15 protein-coding genes are annotated in these 17,226 nt (G+C 50.8%); 6 read left to right on the forward strand and 9 right to left on the reverse strand.

The genetic code is table 11. The features are described from left to right. Window positions 1-170: 170 nt before the first annotated feature. From ABU178_RS19265 to ABU178_RS19280, 4 genes are all read right to left on the reverse strand, one after another. Window positions 171-914 carry an NAD(P)H-binding protein gene (locus ABU178_RS19265; RefSeq protein WP_397217949.1) on the reverse strand — a complete coding sequence of 248 codons (744 nt, stop codon included), beginning with the start codon at window positions 912-914 and terminating at the stop codon, window positions 171-173. A 3-nt stretch (window positions 915-917) separates the two neighbouring features. Then, window positions 918-2,186 carry an NTP/NDP exchange transporter gene (locus ABU178_RS19270; protein WP_397217951.1) on the reverse strand — a complete coding sequence of 423 codons (1,269 nt, stop codon included), beginning with the start codon at window positions 2,184-2,186 and terminating at the stop codon, window positions 918-920. 60 nt (window positions 2,187-2,246) lie between these two features. After that, window positions 2,247-3,284: an alpha/beta hydrolase gene (locus ABU178_RS19275; protein WP_397218187.1), complete on the reverse strand. Its 1,038-nt coding sequence runs from the start codon at window positions 3,282-3,284 to the stop codon at window positions 2,247-2,249. 140 nt (window positions 3,285-3,424) lie between these two features. Beyond that, on the reverse strand, window positions 3,425-4,627 hold the full coding sequence (locus ABU178_RS19280) for an MFS transporter (protein ID WP_397217952.1): 1,203 nt from the start codon (window positions 4,625-4,627) through the stop codon (window positions 3,425-3,427). Window positions 4,628-5,269: 642 nt separating this feature from the next. On the opposite strand from ABU178_RS19280, the gene ABU178_RS19285 reads away from it, so the two are divergent. Next, a complete protein-coding gene (locus ABU178_RS19285) occupies window positions 5,270-6,037 on the forward strand; it encodes an SDR family NAD(P)-dependent oxidoreductase (RefSeq protein WP_397217954.1) in 768 nt (255 codons plus the stop codon). Between the two features lie 119 nt (window positions 6,038-6,156). On the opposite strand, the gene ABU178_RS19290 is transcribed toward ABU178_RS19285, so the two are convergent. The 4 genes from ABU178_RS19290 to ABU178_RS19305 all read right to left on the reverse strand — a co-directional run bounded on the left by ABU178_RS19290 (window position 6,157) and on the right by ABU178_RS19305 (window position 9,832). Continuing rightward, complete coding sequence (locus ABU178_RS19290) at window positions 6,157-6,900, reverse strand: SDR family oxidoreductase (protein WP_397217956.1); 744 nt, start codon at window positions 6,898-6,900, stop codon at window positions 6,157-6,159. Between the two features lie 334 nt (window positions 6,901-7,234). Next, window positions 7,235-8,335, reverse strand: a complete 1,101-nt coding sequence (locus tag ABU178_RS19295; RefSeq protein WP_397217958.1) for an MBL fold metallo-hydrolase — start codon at window positions 8,333-8,335, stop codon at window positions 7,235-7,237. Between the two features lie 229 nt (window positions 8,336-8,564). Then, entirely contained in the window at window positions 8,565-9,005 is a 441-nt protein-coding gene (locus ABU178_RS19300) for a VOC family protein (RefSeq protein WP_397217960.1), read from the reverse strand. 59 nt (window positions 9,006-9,064) lie between these two features. After that, window positions 9,065-9,832, reverse strand: coding sequence for a glucose 1-dehydrogenase (locus ABU178_RS19305; RefSeq protein ID WP_397217962.1), 768 nt, complete (start codon window positions 9,830-9,832; stop codon window positions 9,065-9,067). Window positions 9,833-10,084: 252 nt separating this feature from the next. Here ABU178_RS19305 and ABU178_RS19310 point away from each other — a divergent pair, with 252 nt between their 5' ends. After that, on the forward strand, window positions 10,085-11,026 hold the full coding sequence (locus ABU178_RS19310) for an AraC family transcriptional regulator (protein WP_397217964.1): 942 nt from the start codon (window positions 10,085-10,087) through the stop codon (window positions 11,024-11,026). Window positions 11,027-11,036: 10 nt separating this feature from the next. Here the strand turns inward: ABU178_RS19310 and ABU178_RS19315 are convergent, their stop codons facing one another. Further along, the gene (locus ABU178_RS19315) at window positions 11,037-11,924 is read right to left on the reverse strand and encodes a LysR family transcriptional regulator (RefSeq protein WP_397217966.1); all 888 of its coding nucleotides are present in this window, start codon (window positions 11,922-11,924) and stop codon (window positions 11,037-11,039) included. A gap of 370 nt (window positions 11,925-12,294) precedes the next feature. Here ABU178_RS19315 and ABU178_RS19320 point away from each other — a divergent pair, with 370 nt between their 5' ends. The 4 genes from ABU178_RS19320 to ABU178_RS19335 all read left to right on the forward strand — a co-directional run bounded on the left by ABU178_RS19320 (window position 12,295) and on the right by ABU178_RS19335 (window position 17,226). After that, window positions 12,295-12,768, forward strand: coding sequence for a (2Fe-2S)-binding protein (locus ABU178_RS19320; RefSeq protein WP_397217968.1), 474 nt, complete (start codon window positions 12,295-12,297; stop codon window positions 12,766-12,768). Beyond that, the gene (locus ABU178_RS19325; protein WP_397217970.1) at window positions 12,765-15,002 is read left to right on the forward strand and encodes a xanthine dehydrogenase family protein molybdopterin-binding subunit; all 2,238 of its coding nucleotides are present in this window, start codon (window positions 12,765-12,767) and stop codon (window positions 15,000-15,002) included. Before ABU178_RS19320 ends, ABU178_RS19325 begins: the two co-directional genes overlap by 4 nt. Window positions 15,003-15,029: 27 nt before the next feature. Next, complete coding sequence (locus ABU178_RS19330) at window positions 15,030-16,370, forward strand: c-type cytochrome (RefSeq protein WP_397217971.1); 1,341 nt, start codon at window positions 15,030-15,032, stop codon at window positions 16,368-16,370. A 505-nt stretch (window positions 16,371-16,875) separates the two neighbouring features. Then, the gene (locus ABU178_RS19335) at window positions 16,876-17,226 is read left to right on the forward strand and encodes a cyclophilin-like fold protein (RefSeq protein ID WP_397217973.1); all 351 of its coding nucleotides are present in this window, start codon (window positions 16,876-16,878) and stop codon (window positions 17,224-17,226) included.

Genomic DNA, 17,226 nt, shown 5'->3' on the forward strand with positions numbered 1-17,226 from the left:
GGAATTCTTCCTTTCAAAGAGATCATATCGATACTCTGAACGAGACGTTGAAATTACACTCACAAACGGATGACTTAACAATAATTTTCAGCCGGAAGAGTACATATCCGGCTAATGGCTGAAGCCCACCCATCATCTGTAACAGATCAGAAGTCTGATCCTAAGGGAGCTTAATCAGAGCCTGTCTGGCTGATCCCAACATCCTGACGAGAGTAGCGGGCCGGATCTTTGACAATATCAGCGATAAAACGCGCTACGCTGGCACGGGATGTCTGCCTGCCTTTGTATTTTTCCCCTTTAAAAGTCAGTGTAAATTTTTCCGCAGGCTTATCGTTTAGCCACACTGGGCGAAGAACGGTGTAATCAAGATCGGAGTCCTCCACAACCTGTGCTGTTCTCAGATTCACTGGTCGGTAGGAACCCACCATCGCTTTGTCCCATGTATTAAATGGCTCGGGCAGTTCGTTCCATATCCCTCCAGCGCTGATGACAATGAGGCGGTGGGATTTAACTTCATCCATGGCTTTGACAATATTGGCCGTTTTGGTATCCAGATCCAGCCCGCCCATGGTGCTGATAACGATATCCTGACCCTGAATGGCCTGTCTGAGATCCTCAGCGCGCGTTGCATCCCCTTCGAAGAGTTCAACTCTGTCACTTTTCAGCTTTTCAAGCCTTTCCGCCTGACGCAAAAAAAGCCTTAGCTTTACATCTTTTATTTCCAGCAGTCTTGGAATGATTTCGGCAGATGTTCGCCCGTTTGCACCGATGATAATGACATGCTTCATGCCGCCTGCATCCGGCCCCGTTTGCTGGTTAGGTGATGCAGGGCTGCTGCCTGTGTTTTGCGCGTGACTGGGTATGGACAATGATGCTGCCAGTAAACATACGCATGCTGAAGTTTTGATATTCATTGATTATACCTCTGAAGTAAGGCTGTTAAATCTTCTTCCAAGCCAGACACTTATAAAGAACCAGACCAGTGAAAGGGGAATAGCAATCACGGCGAGCTGCGAAATGCTTAGACCCAGTCCGGTGAGTGAAGCGTATCCCCAGCCAGCAGCCTGATCTCCCCCGCGGTAGATCACCGTGTCGATAAAATTTTTCGCCTTGTATCTGTCCTCGCGAGAACTGGAGGTAAACAGAACTTCTCGTGTTGGCCTGGCAAAGGCAAAATTACTGACCCGCCGCGCAACCTGAGCAGCGACCAGAACGGATAAGGCGGGATAGACTGCCAGCATGCTGAACCCAAGAATGCTGATCAAAGGCAACGCGCAAAGGGTAATCATGACGCCAAATTTGTGCATGACGCGACCGGTGATAAAAACCTGAATAAGTAACGTCAAGCTGTTTACGATAATATCCATGTTTGCAAAAAAAGCGGTCCTTTCGGCCCTGTTGGTGAAATAGTGTTCAGCAATGCTGGCCTGCTGATAGTAAAGAAAAGTAGAAGTAAGCGAATAGAGAAGAATAAAAAATGCCAGTCCCAGTAAATAAGGCGACTGAAAAGTATGTACCATACCTGAGAAAATGCTTCCGCCAGCAGCTGCCTGCCTGTTTTTATCTTCTACAGGATGCAGATTATGACTTTCTGCTGACAGCTTTTTTGAGGAGAAGACGGCAAGCTCAATAAACACTGCGGATAAAATTAATAAGCCCGCATGCCCGATGTGTTCAACAAGAATTGAAGTCAGAGTGGCACCCAGTAGCCCTCCAAGAGTCGCACCGGCTGACAACAGCCCAAATAACCGCTTCCCCTGATCACCGTTGAATATATCCACAACAAAAGACCAGAAAACTGAAATGGCGAACAGGTTAAAAACAGAGACCCAGATAAAAAATGCCCGGCTGACCCAAACACTCACCGGGGGCGTTGCAAGGATAAAAAGCACAGAAAAAATAACCAGATTCAGTGCCAGAAACCGATAAGACAGAATGATGAGTTTATTTCTGTGAAATTTTCTTACCAGATAAGCAAAAGCCGGACTTACTATCAGCATGACAACAAGTGTGCCTGTAAAAAGCCATGGCAGTTTATCGATACCATTCGCTACGCCTGATTCATCCCGAATAGGCCGTAAAACATAATAAGATAAAAAAAGAGAAACGATATAAAGTAATGCCCATGTTACGGCAGCGATTTCTTCGGACTTAACTTCGGCAAGGCTTTTTAAAAGCTTTTTCATTGACGGGCTGTCCAGTGCAAAAAATCTGGCAGCCTGAATCTCCAGGACTGCCAGATGATATTACTTGAGATTTACGTTGAAGAAATCAACAAGTCGATCGAAAGGAATTTTATCAAACTGATCATAGAGATCTACATGATCTGCATTCGGGACAATAACCAGCTCTTTCGGGTTATCTGCTGCCTTATAGACATCTTCAGAGTAATATCTTGAATGCGCTTTGTCTCCGGCAACCAGCATAATCGGGCGTGGAGAAATCATTTTAATATTCTCCATTAAAGGGAATGCGAAAAACGTCATAGGTGTGGTTGCATTCCATGCGGCGGCTGAGTTTACCGAGCGAGGATGAAATCCGCGTTTGGTACGGTAATAGTCGAAGAAAATTTTTGTTACCGGATCTGCATCGGCAGGCAGCGTCTCAGGCAGAACGCGCGTGCCCTTCACGATATTACCAGCCGCATCGAACGGCACCTCATGATAGCCAGGCGCAAAATTACCGTTCTCAGCATCGATCCAGCGCTGCTGACTGAGGTAATCAATGACCTTGTGGCGCTGTTCCAGCGTATAACTGTCCTTATAGCCACGACTCATGCTGCGCGACATGTCATACATGGAGGCCGTAGCAACGGCTTTGATGCGGGAGTCGCTTGAGGCCGCCGTAAGCGCCATACCGCTCATACCGCAGATAGCCATCAGGCCAATACGATTGCGATCAACAGAGGGCAGCAGACCGATATAATCGACGCCGGCGCTAAAATCTTCGGTAAAAATGTCAGGAGAAGCAGTGTTATGAACGGCTCCGCCGCTTTCTCCTGTAAAGGAGGGATCAAAAGCCAGCGTCACGAAACCTTTTTCGGCAAAGTGCTGAGCATACAGACCGGCACTCTGTTCCTTAACCGCACCAAAAGGCCCGCTGACGACCAAAGCGGGCAGCTTTCTGGAACCACGGTCTTTAGGCTGATAAAGATCGGCTGACAGAACGATGCCGTAACGATTTCTGTAAGACACCTTCTGGTGATCAACTTTGCTGCTCAGTGGAAATGTCTTATCCCAGACCTGAGAAAGCTGATTCGCTTTATCCGACGCATTGCCTGCCATCCCGGCAGTTTTCGCCAGAACCGACTGTGATCCGATAACTGTTGCTGCGCCTGCAGCTACGGCACCCTGAATAAATGTTCTGCGGGAACTTTTCATTGATGACTCCTCGGAATAACACCCAGATGAATAACAAAGTCGTGCTAACTGATATTTTGTGGTCTGAACTTTGATGTGAAAAAAGTAAACAGTGCGGAAGCAATTAACAGAAGCGCGCTGATAGTGAAGGTTGTACGATATCCACTGTGGTCAAACGCCAGCCCGCCAGTGACCGAGCCGAGTGCAATACACATCTGGACCACCGCGACCATAAGTCCGCCGCCAGCTTCGGCATCATCCGGCATCGTTCTGGCTACCCAGGTCCACCATCCCACCGGCGCCGCCGTTGCAACCAGCCCCCATGAGGCCAACAAAAGTGCGACGACAGGTGTGATATGCCCAAACAGCATCAGCGTACCCGCGACAGCGGCCATAAAAAGCGGTATCAGAAAAAGCGTCTGATAAAAGCCTCTTTTAAGGAAAAAACCGATGATCAGCGTGCCTACAAATCCGGCAATGCCTATTCCCAGCAGGATCAGAGAGAGCGTTGATATTTCTACTTGGGTCACGGTTTCAAGGAAGGGGCGTACGTAGGTAAACAGTGTGAACTGACCCATAAAAAACAGGCCACAACCGGCAATCCCTGTTGCCACCAGCGGACGCTTGAGCAGGTACAGAACGTTGCCTGACTGCGTGGGAGACCTCTTTTCCTGCATGGAGGGCAGGCTCAGGCTCTGCCAGATGAATGCCACTATCGCCACAGGGACGAGGCTCAGAAATGCGCCTCGCCAGCCTATCAACGAGCCGAGGTAGCTTCCGAGCGGAGGAGCTACCACGGTTGCCAGCGCGTTTCCTCCATTGAAAATGGCCAGTGCGCGCGCAACGTGACGCTCCGGCACCAGTCTGATAGCGGTCGCGGCTGACAGGGACCAGAATCCGCCAATGGCGATGCCAATCAGGGCGCGTCCGAGCATATAGGTTGTGTAGTTGGGCGCCAGGCCGATAATCAGGCCGGAAAGGGCCATCAGGCTGGTCATGCCCAGCAGAACATATTTGCGATTAAGGCTTCCCGCCACGGTTAAAATGAACAGGCTCGTCAGCACGGCAAGCGCACCTGAAACGGTGATCCCCTGTCCGGCCATACCTTCGCTGACGCCCAGAGCATGGGAAACAGGGGTCAACAGACTGACCGGCATAAACTCTGCCGCTACCAGAGCAAACACACATAGCGTCATCGCTATAACGCCACCCCAGTGCGCATCCGCTTTTACGGACGGTTGATTCCCCTCATGCAGATGAGCTGACATACATCCTTACCTCATGCCTGTATAAACGACGATTTGAATTTCACCAGACGTCACAAAAACTCTTATTAAAAAAGCCTTTGTGGTATCGCGGGAATATTTTTTTATGATGGCGCACTAATACGCCCGGGAATAATTACATGTTTAAAAGAAGCAGACTATAGCGGAAAAGTTAAAGCCTTTATAAGTTGTGCTTATAAATGCTTATTGATTGCTAAGATAACTTATTTTCGGCATCAGTCAAATCTTTTTTACTGAAACGGTTGTGAAAGGAAATGCGTAAATTTTTTCCGGATACAATCTCAGCTGGCAGGCCGCGAGGGTAGCAATAAAAATTTCGCTATTCAAATTTATCTGTCCTTATTATTGATGACTTTTTGACTTTAATGGTGCCTGATTTAAGTGTTTATCATTACTGGATTGAGGTCGAAAGGCTATGTATTTACTGAAATGTAAGCTGGCGCTTGATTTATTTTAATTGTTGATTTTAATTTCATTTATAAGCACGGGTTATAAAATTAATAAGCCATTGTCAGGTGGCATAAAACATGGAGAGCATCCACGCTTAAAACAGCTTTTTTATTCTGGCTATTTAATTTCACTGTTCACTAAAATTCTACGAGACGACTTTTTTAGAGGAATGTCATGGAAAATAATAAATGTTTTATGGGGAAAACAGCATTCATAACGGGTTCAGCCAGCGGTATCGGGCGGGCAACAGCGGTTGCTTTTGCAAAAGAGGGCTGCCGGGTCGCGCTTGTTGACATTGAGGAAGCTGAAAATAACGAAACTGCACGCCTTATTGAGTCTGAAGCAGGAAAATGTATCGTTATTACCGCAGACGTCAGTTGTGAAGAGGACGTAATACGTGCTGTAAAGCAGTGCATCACTGAACTCGGTGGGATGGATTACGCTTTCAATAATGCCGGACGGGAACAACCTTTTAAACCCGCAGCTGAACTGTCCTGTGAAGACTGGAATGAGCAGATGACCAATAATCTGAACGGGGTCTTTTTCTGCATGAAGCAGCAAATCCTGTATATGCTTGAAACAGGCAAAGGCATTATCGTTAACGCTTCTTCGGGCGCAGGGGTTGCTGGCTTTCAGGGGCAGGCAGCTTATGCTGCAGCGAAACATGGCGTGGTTGGCCTGACCAAGTCAGCAGCCCTTGATTACATTAAATCGGGGATCCGTATTAATGCTATTTGTCCGGGTATCATTGACACGCCAATGATTGAACGGGCCAGCGGCGGTACCGCTGAAGGTTATGAAAAAATGAGTGCGCAGGAACCTATTGGCCGTCTGGGCATACCTGAAGAGATTGCCGCAGCTGTGGTGTGGCTATGCTCAGAAAGCGCATCTTTTATGGTCGGTCATGCATTAGTGATTGATGGTGGGCAGACTGTAGCTTGATCTGTGACTCAAACAGTAAAGACGCCTTTGGTGCAAGGCGGGCAATGCCTGGTGAAGGATTGTTGCCCGCCTGCTGACGTCAGCATGAAAGCGTCATGAAAAGGGCCGACAAGCATTCTTTACCATGGCTGATTTGCAGGTCCTACGGTAAATTCGTTAATAACGGTATCCTCCGGCTGATCGATAGCGACGGCAACAACAGCCGCAATGCGGTCAGGCGTGATGCCATATTGCTTATAGATCCCTGTCATTGCCTGTGCAGTGTCTTTATCGCTTATGGTCTGTAACAGTTCCGTATTGATGGCGGCCGGATAGATTGTTGAAGTGCGGATATTGGTTCCTTCCATCGCTGATTCCATGCGCAGAACTTCCATGAAATCACGTACAAACCATTTTGTTCCGCCGTATACAGCACCGCCCGGATAAGCCTTGAGGCCAGCCACGGATGAGGTCGCAATGACCTGACCGCGTTTCTGGCCGATGAAAGTCGGCAGCACGGCAGCTACGCCGTTCAGCACGCCTTTGATATTGATATCGACCATGCTGTGCCAGTCATCCGTTTTCAGGGCAGAAAGCGGTGAATTTGGCATGATACCGGCATTAAGAAAAATAACGTCAATACCACCAAAAGTCTCTTTTGCCAGATGCACAATGCTCTCGTAATCAGATGATTTTGTTACATCCAGAACCTGGTAAACAGCCTGACCGCCATTTGACACGATTTCATCGGCCAGCTGCTTCAGCTTGTCTTCGCGGCGTGCGCCAAGAACCACACGTGCACCTTTGCTGGCCAGCAATTTGGCGGTCTCTTCACCAATACCAGATGACGCGCCGGTGATCAGTACTACTTTATCTTTAATCATGAAAACTCCTTGATGAGGCAGAGCGTACTCAGTCGGAAGATTGACAACCGAATCTGGCCAGACGCCAGGCGCAATCGGTTTATCCAGGCTGGAGCATACGGGCCTGTCAGACCGACTGAAAAGAACAGAAAAAAGGTCGTGTTTTATGAGCAGTGGCAAAACACAAAAACAGCATAAACAGGCGCTCCACGACCAAAAGATTTTATTAATCTGAGGGATTATTCTGACGCATCCGAACCCGGATAGTTAATCAGATACGCTGGATTTCTTGCCTGATCCAATGAGATTCGCAAAAAATCTGCCTGTTTTTTTGAGAGGCTGCCGCTGTGTGTCTTCATTGCTCTGTTGTTGACCACCATTTTCTGAACCTTTGTTCCTGTGCATTAAAGCTGACAACTTCACCAGCTTCAGGGGTCAGCAGTCGCCACGCATGGTTCCGGCTCGATTGCTCGATACGATTAAAGGGTTCATCCCAGTCGTGAGCGGCAATGCTAAAGCGTCCAACGTGAGCGGGTAACAGCGCATGGGCCTGCAAATCGTCCGCTGCCTGTGCGGCTTCTTCCGGAAACATATGGATGTTGGCCCACCGGCTGTCGTACTGGCCCATATCCAGGGCAACCATATCAAATCCGTTAAAACGCTGCCCGATGTCGCGAAAATGGGGTCCATAGCCGCTGTCGCCGCTGAAATAAAGCCGGTGATCAGGTGTTTCCAGCACAAAGGAAACCCACAACGTCTGATTGCGCTTCAGCCAGCGTCCCGAAAAATGTCGGGCAGGCATCACATATATGCTGAGGCCCGAAATAAGATTAAGCTCTTCGTTCCAGTCAGCTTCATGAATCCGTTCTTCCTGATAACCCCAGCGGGCCAGATGGGCGCCAACCCCCAGCCCGGTGACCACCTTGCTCACTTTGTCCCTGAGTGCCGTTACGCTGGCATAATCAAGGTGATCCCAATGGTCATGGCTTAGCAGTAGCAAATCGATAGCTGGCATATCTTTTGCGCTATACAAAGAACTGCCATCGAAAGCAACGTTGGTCCGGGGCAGAGGACTGGCATTCATGCTGAATACGGGGTCTATCAGGATTCGCGTGCCGTTCAGCTGAAGGTAAAATGAGGAATGCCCGAGCCAGATAACCACGTCCTGCTGCCGGGGAAGGGACTTCAGATCGGTGCGGACAGTGGGTATCGGCGTATCGGGCTTCAGGCGGGGATTGCGGTCCAGGATGAAAGAGAGCAGGTTAGATATAAAACTGCTGTTTCCTGTATCAACCTTTGTTTCTATCAGGTTACGAAACTCCCCGTCCCGGTAATGCGGAGAACGTTCAATAGCCTGTTTGTACAGGCCGGAGGGAGAGGCTCCAAAGTCAGGTCGACTAAGCCAGACATAAATACCAACAACAGCGACTGCAAGGGACAAAGCAGCAATTAGCATATACCTGTTCCGCTTACTCATAATAGTAGCTTTCCCGTCAGACGGGCCGTAATGGTTAAGGGATAGCCGTTCAGGAACAGGGATTAGCTCGGTAAGAGCTGGCCTGCTCATTTGGAGCTCGTAACCGTTCAGCGTTGTGCCCGAATTTGCACTCATGGACTGTCAGCGTCCATACCCTGAAATAATAATTGTAACCGCAACTCATGCAGATAAGGCTACGTAAGATATGCTAAGGAATTTCAACAAGCTGAACAAAAATTCCGTCAGGATCGGTAACAACAATACACCGTATGCCGCCGCCGAACTGCTCAGGTTTATCCGTCAGGAAAGTTAAACCCTTTTCCTGAAGCGCGCGCACGGTTTCATCCAGATCAGAGACGCGCAGCGCAAAACGGTTAAGGCCGATATGGTTGGCTACAGGATAAGAAACGCCAGGCGAAACTGGCGCAACCCATTCAACCAGATCGATGAACAGGCCCGATTTCCCGGCAGGCGGTGCAAGATAGACTACCTTCAGATGACTCTCTGGCAGACGAAAAGCCGTAGCGATCCCCTTTTCTTTCACCTCATCAAAACGCCGGGTCACAACCATGCCCAGCGTTTCGTAGAAACGGATGCTCGCGACAAGATTGCGGGTAGTAATACTCAGATGAAAAAAATCTTGAATCATTGAATATTCTCGCGATATCGCCCGGCAAGCTGGCAATATCCTTTATAAGAGAATCAGCATCAGTTTGCAGTAAAGCCGCCATCAACGGGTAATCCGATACCGACTACAAAGCTGGCGCCCGGGCTACAGAGCCAGAGAACAGCAGCGGCAATTTCTTCAGGTTCACCAAGACGGTTTATAACCTGACGGATCATAATATCGTCCATCGCTTCTTTCTGGGTTTCCATCATGGAAGCTACCATCGGGGTATTAATCGTGCCCGGGCACACGGCATTAATACGGATACCGCGTGCAGCATACTCAAGAGCAGCGCCCTTGGTCAGGCCAAGCACGGCATGTTTGGCTCCATTATAGGGCGCAAGACAAGGATTACCGACCAGGCCGCCTACCGACGCGCAGTTGACAATAGCGCCACTTCCCTGCGAACGCATCTGTTTCAGCTCATGCTTCATACATGCCCAGATGCCGCGCTGATTAATGGCGGTGACACGATCAAACTCTTCAGCAGGCAGATCCGCAAAATCACTCGAAGGCGCCTGAACGCCGGCATTGTTATAGGCAAAATCAAGTTGGCCAAAGAGCTCCACTGTCTTTGCCACAGCTGCCGCGACCTGTGCTTCATCAGTGACATCGCAGGCGATGCCTGTAGCGATATAACCTTCTGCGGTCAGCCGTGCTGCGATGTCAGACACCGCTTTACCATCCACATCGGCGAGCATCACGTTGGCACCGGCCTGAGCAAAGGCTCGAGCGGTAGCGGCGCCAATGCCTGTGCTGGCGCCAACAACCAGTGCGGTCTGGCCGCGAAAATCGTAAACGGGATTCATGATATCTCTCCTTGGTTATTCTTGAAAAACACCGCTCTGGCACCTTAAGACTGGCGGTAGCCTGCTACAGACCTCAATAAGATGAAGCGGTCATTTTATCCTCAACGTCAATTCTGCGGGCTTATCTGCAAAGGAGTTATCATGATCCGCTGGTTTTCTTGCCCAATCCGATGAGAGAAATGACATTTCGTGGTTTTGGTAAAAAACAGAGGTAGAGTAGCGAAAATAAAATTTCCTTCTTTAACAGTGACAATGTTTATGAACAGTGAAAATGAGTCTCTGCTGGCTGGTCTCGCCCGGGTTATAACTATCAGAACGCACGGAACCGGTGATTTTGATACGCCCGTTGAGGGGCTGACATTTTTTCGCAGGGAAGCGCCGACGAATCCCGTGATGTGCATGATTGAACCCAGCATCGTGCTGGTTGTACGCGGAGCAAAGCAGATGTGGGTAGGGGGAAAGGCTTACCGCTATGACACATCTGACTTCTTGTTAACGTCTCTGGATCTGCCTGCTGACTCAGAAGTGCTGACGGCAAGCCATGACGAGCCGTGTATCGGGCTGAGCCTGAAGCTTGACCTGCGCGCTACCGCCGAACTGATTGCGCAGGGCGGACTGCCTCCGCGTCGTTCGCGCGGCATAACGTCTGGTGTGGGAATAGGGACTGCGACAGCTGAAGTTCTGCGTCCTTTCGGCCGCCTGCTGGACTTGCTGGATGAACCGGATGCCATTCCCGTCCTGGCGCCATTGATTCAGCGTGAAATCCATTTCCGGCTGCTGATGAGCGACCAGGCATCCAGGCTGCGGCAGATCGCATCCATAGATAGCCAGGGGCACAGGGTTGCACGTGCTATAGACTGGCTGAAGAAGAATTATTCAGCGCCTCTGCGCGTTGAAGATCTTGCCGCCCGCGTACAGATGAGCGTTCCTACATTCCATCAGCATTTTCGACAGTTGACTGCCATGAGCCCGCTTCAGTATCAAAAGTGGCTTCGTCTGAACGAAGCCCGCCGCCTGATGATGAATGAGTATCTTGATGCCTCCTCAGCCTGCTACAAAGTCGGTTATGAGAGTCCGTCGCAGTTCAGCAGGGAATACAGTCGTTATTTCGGGTTGCCGCCTAAAAAAGATATCGCGGCGCTGCGTGAGACCGATTCTTCAGCCGCTGCATCACGGGTACCGCTACGGAAGTAAAATTTTCAGTTTATTTGGGGGAGTCTCTGTACCTGACGGCATCAACAAAAGCAGCAAAGGCAGGTGAGGTGTTGCGCCGGTTGGGATAATAAAGATGAAAGCCAGTAAAAACCGGACTCCAGTCCGCCAACACTTCAATCAGGCGACCACTGTCGATGTAGGGCCTGGCGAGTGCTTCCGGCACATAGGCCAGACCAATACCATCAAGCGCACCATTCATCACATGGATAATACTGTTGGATAAAAGCGGGCCACTGACGCGAATGTTCATTTTCCGGGTATCTTTCTCAAATTCCCACGCATAAACACTTCCTGCCGGAGAGTGGCGAATATTAATGCAGCGATGATGTGACAAATCTTGCGGGATAACCGGTACAGGATGCGCCCGGAAATATTCCGGCGTGCCCACTACGCTTAGCCGCCAGTCCGGCCCCATACGCACGGCAATCATATCTTTGCTGATCGATTCGCCTAATCTGATCCCGGCGTCAAAGCGCTCGGTGACAATGTTGGTGAAACCATAATCAATATGAATTTCGACGCTGATATCCGGATATTTTTCTAAAAAATCAGGGAGTATCGGACGTAATAATCCTTCAGCGGCATCGTCTGAGCAGGTAATCCGAATGGTGCCTGCGGGCTTGTCGCGCAGTTCAGCGATGCGTTCTATCTCGTTGTTTATCTGTTCAAAAAGCGGCGCAACGGAGAGTAACAGGTGCTCGCCTGCTTCTGTCGGCGCGACATTACGCGTTGTACGCGCTAAAAGCCGTACTCCAATACGCTCTTCCAGATTACGTATGGTATGGCTCAGTGCAGAAGGACTGACTCCCAAACCCGCCGCCGCCTTGGTAAAACTTTTCTCCCTCGCGACGGCGATAAACGCCTGGATATCATTCATTAACCCTCCTTTATTTGTGACGGATTTTCACAAGTAGATGAAAATTACCCTATCTAATCACTTTATTCCAATGCGTTTATTATCACTCCGGGAAAAAAGCACATATGCGTAAACCGGCCCGGCAGGCTCACTATCAGAGGTGAAGCTATTTGCCAAAAGGCCCTGGAATGAATTAATGAATTTTATTCACAGCGCCATTGAATGATCGCGTCTTACTCATCTCTTAATTCTTTGTAAGGATTAAGACGCTATTAACCATTTTTACCACTCTTTTCTTCTGCTGCATGCAGCCAACACACATCGTGCAGTAACAAATCGCTTTGTAAACCGGCTGCCTGCCGATGACTTTTTTTTAAGCAATGAATAACCAATGGGAGCGGAAGCTGTGGAACTGCTTATCAATAACAAAATTTATCAGACAGACGCGGATGCCGATACACCGCTGTTGTGGGTTATCCGCGATGATCTGGAGATGACCGGAACGAAATATGGCTGCGGTTTGGCGCAGTGTGGCGCCTGCTCGGTCATGATCGACGGACAAGTGGTTCGCTCCTGCGTGACGCCGCTGGATCAGGTTGTCGGCAAAAAAATTACCACCATCGAAGCAATTGAAAACGATGAGGTGGGTAAACGTGTTGTCGAGGCTTGGGTTAAACATCAGGTGCCGCAGTGTGGTTATTGTCAGTCAGGCCAGGTCATGGCCGCTACTGCCTTGTTGAAAAATAAAGCGCATCCCTCTGATGACGAAATTGCGGCTGCCATGGTGAATTTATGTCGCTGCGGAACCTATAACGCGATCAGCGCTGCGATTCATGAGGTTGCCGGTTCGGGAGAGAAAGCATGATCCGACGTAATGAAACGTTCGACACATCAAGCGATCAACCGACTAACCTGTCTCGCCGCCGTTTCCTTTTGGCCAGCGGCAGCGTTGCCGGTGCGCTTGTATTAGGCATTGGCCTGCCTGTCAGTCAGAGCCGTGCGCAATCCACCGCCGCCCCCTTACCTCCCGGTACGCGCGTTCCGGCTTTCCTGGAAATTCGCCCGGACAGCTCGGTGAAATTCCTCTCTCCATTCATTGAAGGAGGACAGGGGATTTTTACCGCGATGGCGCAAATTGTTGGGGAAGAGCTGGATGCCGATCCCGCGACATTTGTTGTCGAGAACGCCCCGGCAGATACGCAATATCAGGTAATGGACAGCGGGATGCGCATCACAGGCGGTAGTCAGTCAGTGCGAACCAGCTATATGACGATGCGCCGCCTCGGCGCGCTGGCGCGTATGATGCTGCTACAGGCCTCCGCAGAACAGTGGTCTGTGTCGCTTGAAAGCTTACATACAGAGCCGGGAAAGGTGATCCACGCGGCTTCAGGACGTTCACTCAGCTATGGTGAACTCGCTACACGCGCGCTCGACTTACCGGTACCGCCGCTGGATTCCGTTACCTTAAAAGATCCAGCTCAGTTCCGCTGGATCGGCAAGCCCGTTCAGCGCCTTGATATGCATGAAAAGTCTACAGGTCAGGCAATCTATACCATTGACTGTCGCGTTGACGACATGCTGCACGCCGCCGTGCAGCACGCACCACGGTTTGGATTAAGTGCCGGGACGCTGCATAACGCTGACCAGGTAAAGTCGATGAAAGGCGTGCATTCGGTTCACATCCTGCCCGGTGCCGTCGCGGTAGTCGCTGTTCGCTGGTGGCAGGCTAAACGCGCCGCCGAAGCGCTACAGGTTGAGTGGCTGGAGCCGCAGACGCCTGACGATTTCTACATGCCCGCCGATTTTTCGTCCGCGACTTTTGCTGAAACCCTGGCCAATGAGCCGGGTGACGGGAAAGATGCTGAGGTCAAGGGCGATATTGCTCAGGGAATGGCGAACGCGAAAACCACGCTGAACGCGACTTATCACAGCCAGTACCTTAATCACGCCCAGCTGGAGCCGCCTTCGGCACTGGCACGCTTTAACAGCGACGGTACGCTGGAACTCTGGATCCCCAACCAGGCACCGGAAATGTTTCAGGCAGACGTCGCAAAGCGCACAGGACTGGCGCCTGAAAAAATTATTATCCATTCGCCGCTGCTGGGCGGCTTCTTTGGGCGCCACTTTACCTATGACTCTGCGATGGCCTGGCCGCAGGCAATAGCACTCGCTAAAGCTGTTGGTCGACCCGTCAAGCTTATCTGGAGCCGGGAAGAGGAATTCCTGCGCGATACACACCGTCCAATGGCGGCAGTGCGTTTCCGCGCCGGGCTGGATGCAGATGGCTATCCGGTAGCGCTGGAGGCGATAAGTATTTGTGAAGGACCGACGGAAGGAATCGCGGGTAAACAGGGTGAAAAGCTGGATCCCACGGCGGTTGAAGGGCTGGCCGGTAAATCCTATTCCATTCCCAATGTGCGCATCGCGCAGCTTTATAAAAAAGGCCCGGTCCGGCTGGGTTACTGGCGCTCTGTGGGCAACTCAATGAATGATTTTCTTTATGAGTGTTTCCTGGATGAAATAGCCGATGCGGGCAAGATCGATCCCTTCGCGTTAAGGCTGCGCTTGTTACAGGGTAACGAGCGGCTGACCACGCTGCTGAATGCCGTCGCTGAGCTGTCGGGCGGCTGGCAGGCCGGTCCTTACACAGCCGCAGATGGCAGCCGCCGCGCGCGCGGTGTTGCGATGGCGTCACCGTTTGGTACCGAGGCGGCAGCAATTGCTGAGGTCTCAATTGAAAACGGCGAGGTGAGGGTGCACCAGGTATGGGAAGCGATCGATCCAGGCAGCATCGTTAATCCTGCCATCGTCGAGGCGCAGGTCAATGGCGCGGTTGCGCTCGGACTTTCACAGGTACTGCTTGAGGAAAGTCTCTATGAGAAAGGACAACCGGTTGCCCGCAATTACGATATGTATCCCATTCTGCCGCCGTCACGTATGGCGCAGGTACATGTGCGCATTGTAGAGAGCGGAGCAAAAATGGGGGGTATCGGAGAACCGCCGTTGCCTGCTGTTCCACCTGCAGTGGCCAATGCGGTTTCCCGGCTGACCGGGGAACGTGTCCGTTCAATGCCGCTTTCACGCCTCAAGTTTAGCTGAGTCAACGCAGGTTTTAGGGAATAAACAATGACACGTAAAAGAGTTAGTCTGATCCTTCTTGCCGTGGTGTGTTTGGCGGGAGCAGCAGCAATATGGGCGCTGCGCACGCCGGTATCGGTATTTGAGACGTCCGCCGCCATAAAAGAGCCGGTTTCGGCCGATCTCATCAAGCGTGGCGAATATGTTGCCCGACTGGGTGACTGCGTGGCTTGTCACAGTACACCAGGCAGCGCGCCATTCAGCGGTGGCCTGGCGATGGCCACACCGGTTGGAAAGATTTATACCACCAACATCACCCCGGATAACGACACGGGTATTGGTCACTACACGCTGGAAGAGTTTGACAATGCAGTACGCCATGGCGTTGCGCGTGATGGTCACCGACTCTATCCTGCCATGCCGTTTCCTTCTTATCAGAAACTGACAGATGAGGATATTCAAGCGCTCTATGCGTTTATGATGCACGGCGTGAAGCCGGCGTCTCGCCAGAATATCGCTTCAGAAATTCCCTGGCCGCTGAATATGCGCTGGCCGCTGGCATTCTGGAGCGCGGCCTTTGCGGGAGGCGCGCCTTATCAGCCAGCAGAGCATCAGGACGCCGCCTGGAACCGGGGTGCTTATCTGGTGGAAGGCCCCGGCCACTGCGGAAGCTGCCATACGCCGCGCGGTCTGGCATTCAATGAGAAAGCGCTCGATGCCAGCAGCCCGGATTATCTGGCCGGGGCGCTGCTGGATGGCTGGTATGCGCCAAGCCTGCGCAATGATGCCAATACCGGGATCAGTCGCTGGAGTGAGAAAGATGTTGTGGCGTTCCTGAAAAACGGCCGTAACCAGCATGCGGTGGTGTTTGGCTCAATGGCCGATGCGTTCAATAACTCGACGCAGTTCATGAGCGATGAGGATCTGAATGCTATCGCTCATTACCTGAAATCGTTACCGCCCGGCAGCAATAATGTGGGAAATCGCTGGCAATATCAGGCGAACGACGCGAAGGCGTTGCAACATACATCGCCAGGCAGCCAGACTTACATGGCGCGTTGCAGCAGCTGTCATGGCCCGGAAGGTCGCGGTCAGGCGCCATGGATCCCGCCGCTGGCAGGCGCGACCTCCATGCAGGTGGATGCGGCGTCGGCCATGAATGTGGTACTCAACGGATCGGCCCGTGTCGTCACCGATGGCGTACCGGATGCGTACCGGATGCCGCCTTACCGTAAACAGCTCACCGATCAACAGGCTGCGGACGTGCTGAATTTTATTCGTTCCTCATGGGGCAATCAGGGCGAGAAAACGGATGCCAAAGCAGTAAGCGAACTGCGTAAAAAAACCGATCCGGCCAGCAGCAACGTCATCATATTGCAGATGCGATAACGAAGTTTCCCGTAGGTTATAGGATGGGATTGTTGAATGAAATTAACAATCCCATCCTGTTTTATCGCAATTACCGTTTGATGCGCTGGCGGGGCGGCTTATTCAGGTTATGGGATTAAACCCGCGTTTCCAAAGAAATCACTTATGAAATGAGATCATAGTGCCTGGAGCCAGGCCGCTACTGGCCACGCACGGCTATCTGTTGATAATATGCTGCGATTTGCACCGCTGGCCCTGTCAGCGAAAGATCGCCGTATCATAATTGCATTAAATATTTAACGGAATGTACCATTGTCGGGCCGGATTTATGAGTTCTTCTCATTATTCTATTCATGAATAAGCTATTAATCATTCTGCGTCACTTTGCTATTAATAAAGGAAGCATTTAAAAAATAGCGGTGCGAGGTGTTAATTTTTTATGGTCAGACGTGTTTTTATATTCATTTTTTTAACAGGACAACTTCTGCCTTTTAAATTTAACCTTGCCTCAGCACAGGAAAATATCATGCGTATCAAAATTCATGTTGATGGAAAGACGTTGCTAGCCACGCTAAATGACAGTGAAGCAAGCCGGGATTTCGCTTCCATGATGCCATTGACTCTTCAATTAAAAGACTACGCCGGGGCGGAGAAAATCAGCGATCTTCCGGCTCGTCTCTCAACATCGGGTTCACCGAATGGCAGCAGCGCAAGTAAAGGGGATCTTTGTTTATATGCTCCGTGGGGAAATCTGGCCATATTTTATAAAAAGCAAAGTTATGCTCCCGGGCTCGTCAAACTAGGTCATCTGGATGCGCCTGAAACTTTTCCCTTCAATGAGAAAGCGATGTCCGCTATTTTTGAGAAGGCGGACTAA

Origin of the sequence: Pantoea osteomyelitidis (assembly GCF_044342975.1) — a bacterium.
In the GTDB taxonomy this organism is placed as follows: Bacteria; Pseudomonadota; Gammaproteobacteria; order Enterobacterales; family Enterobacteriaceae; genus Pantoea; species Pantoea osteomyelitidis.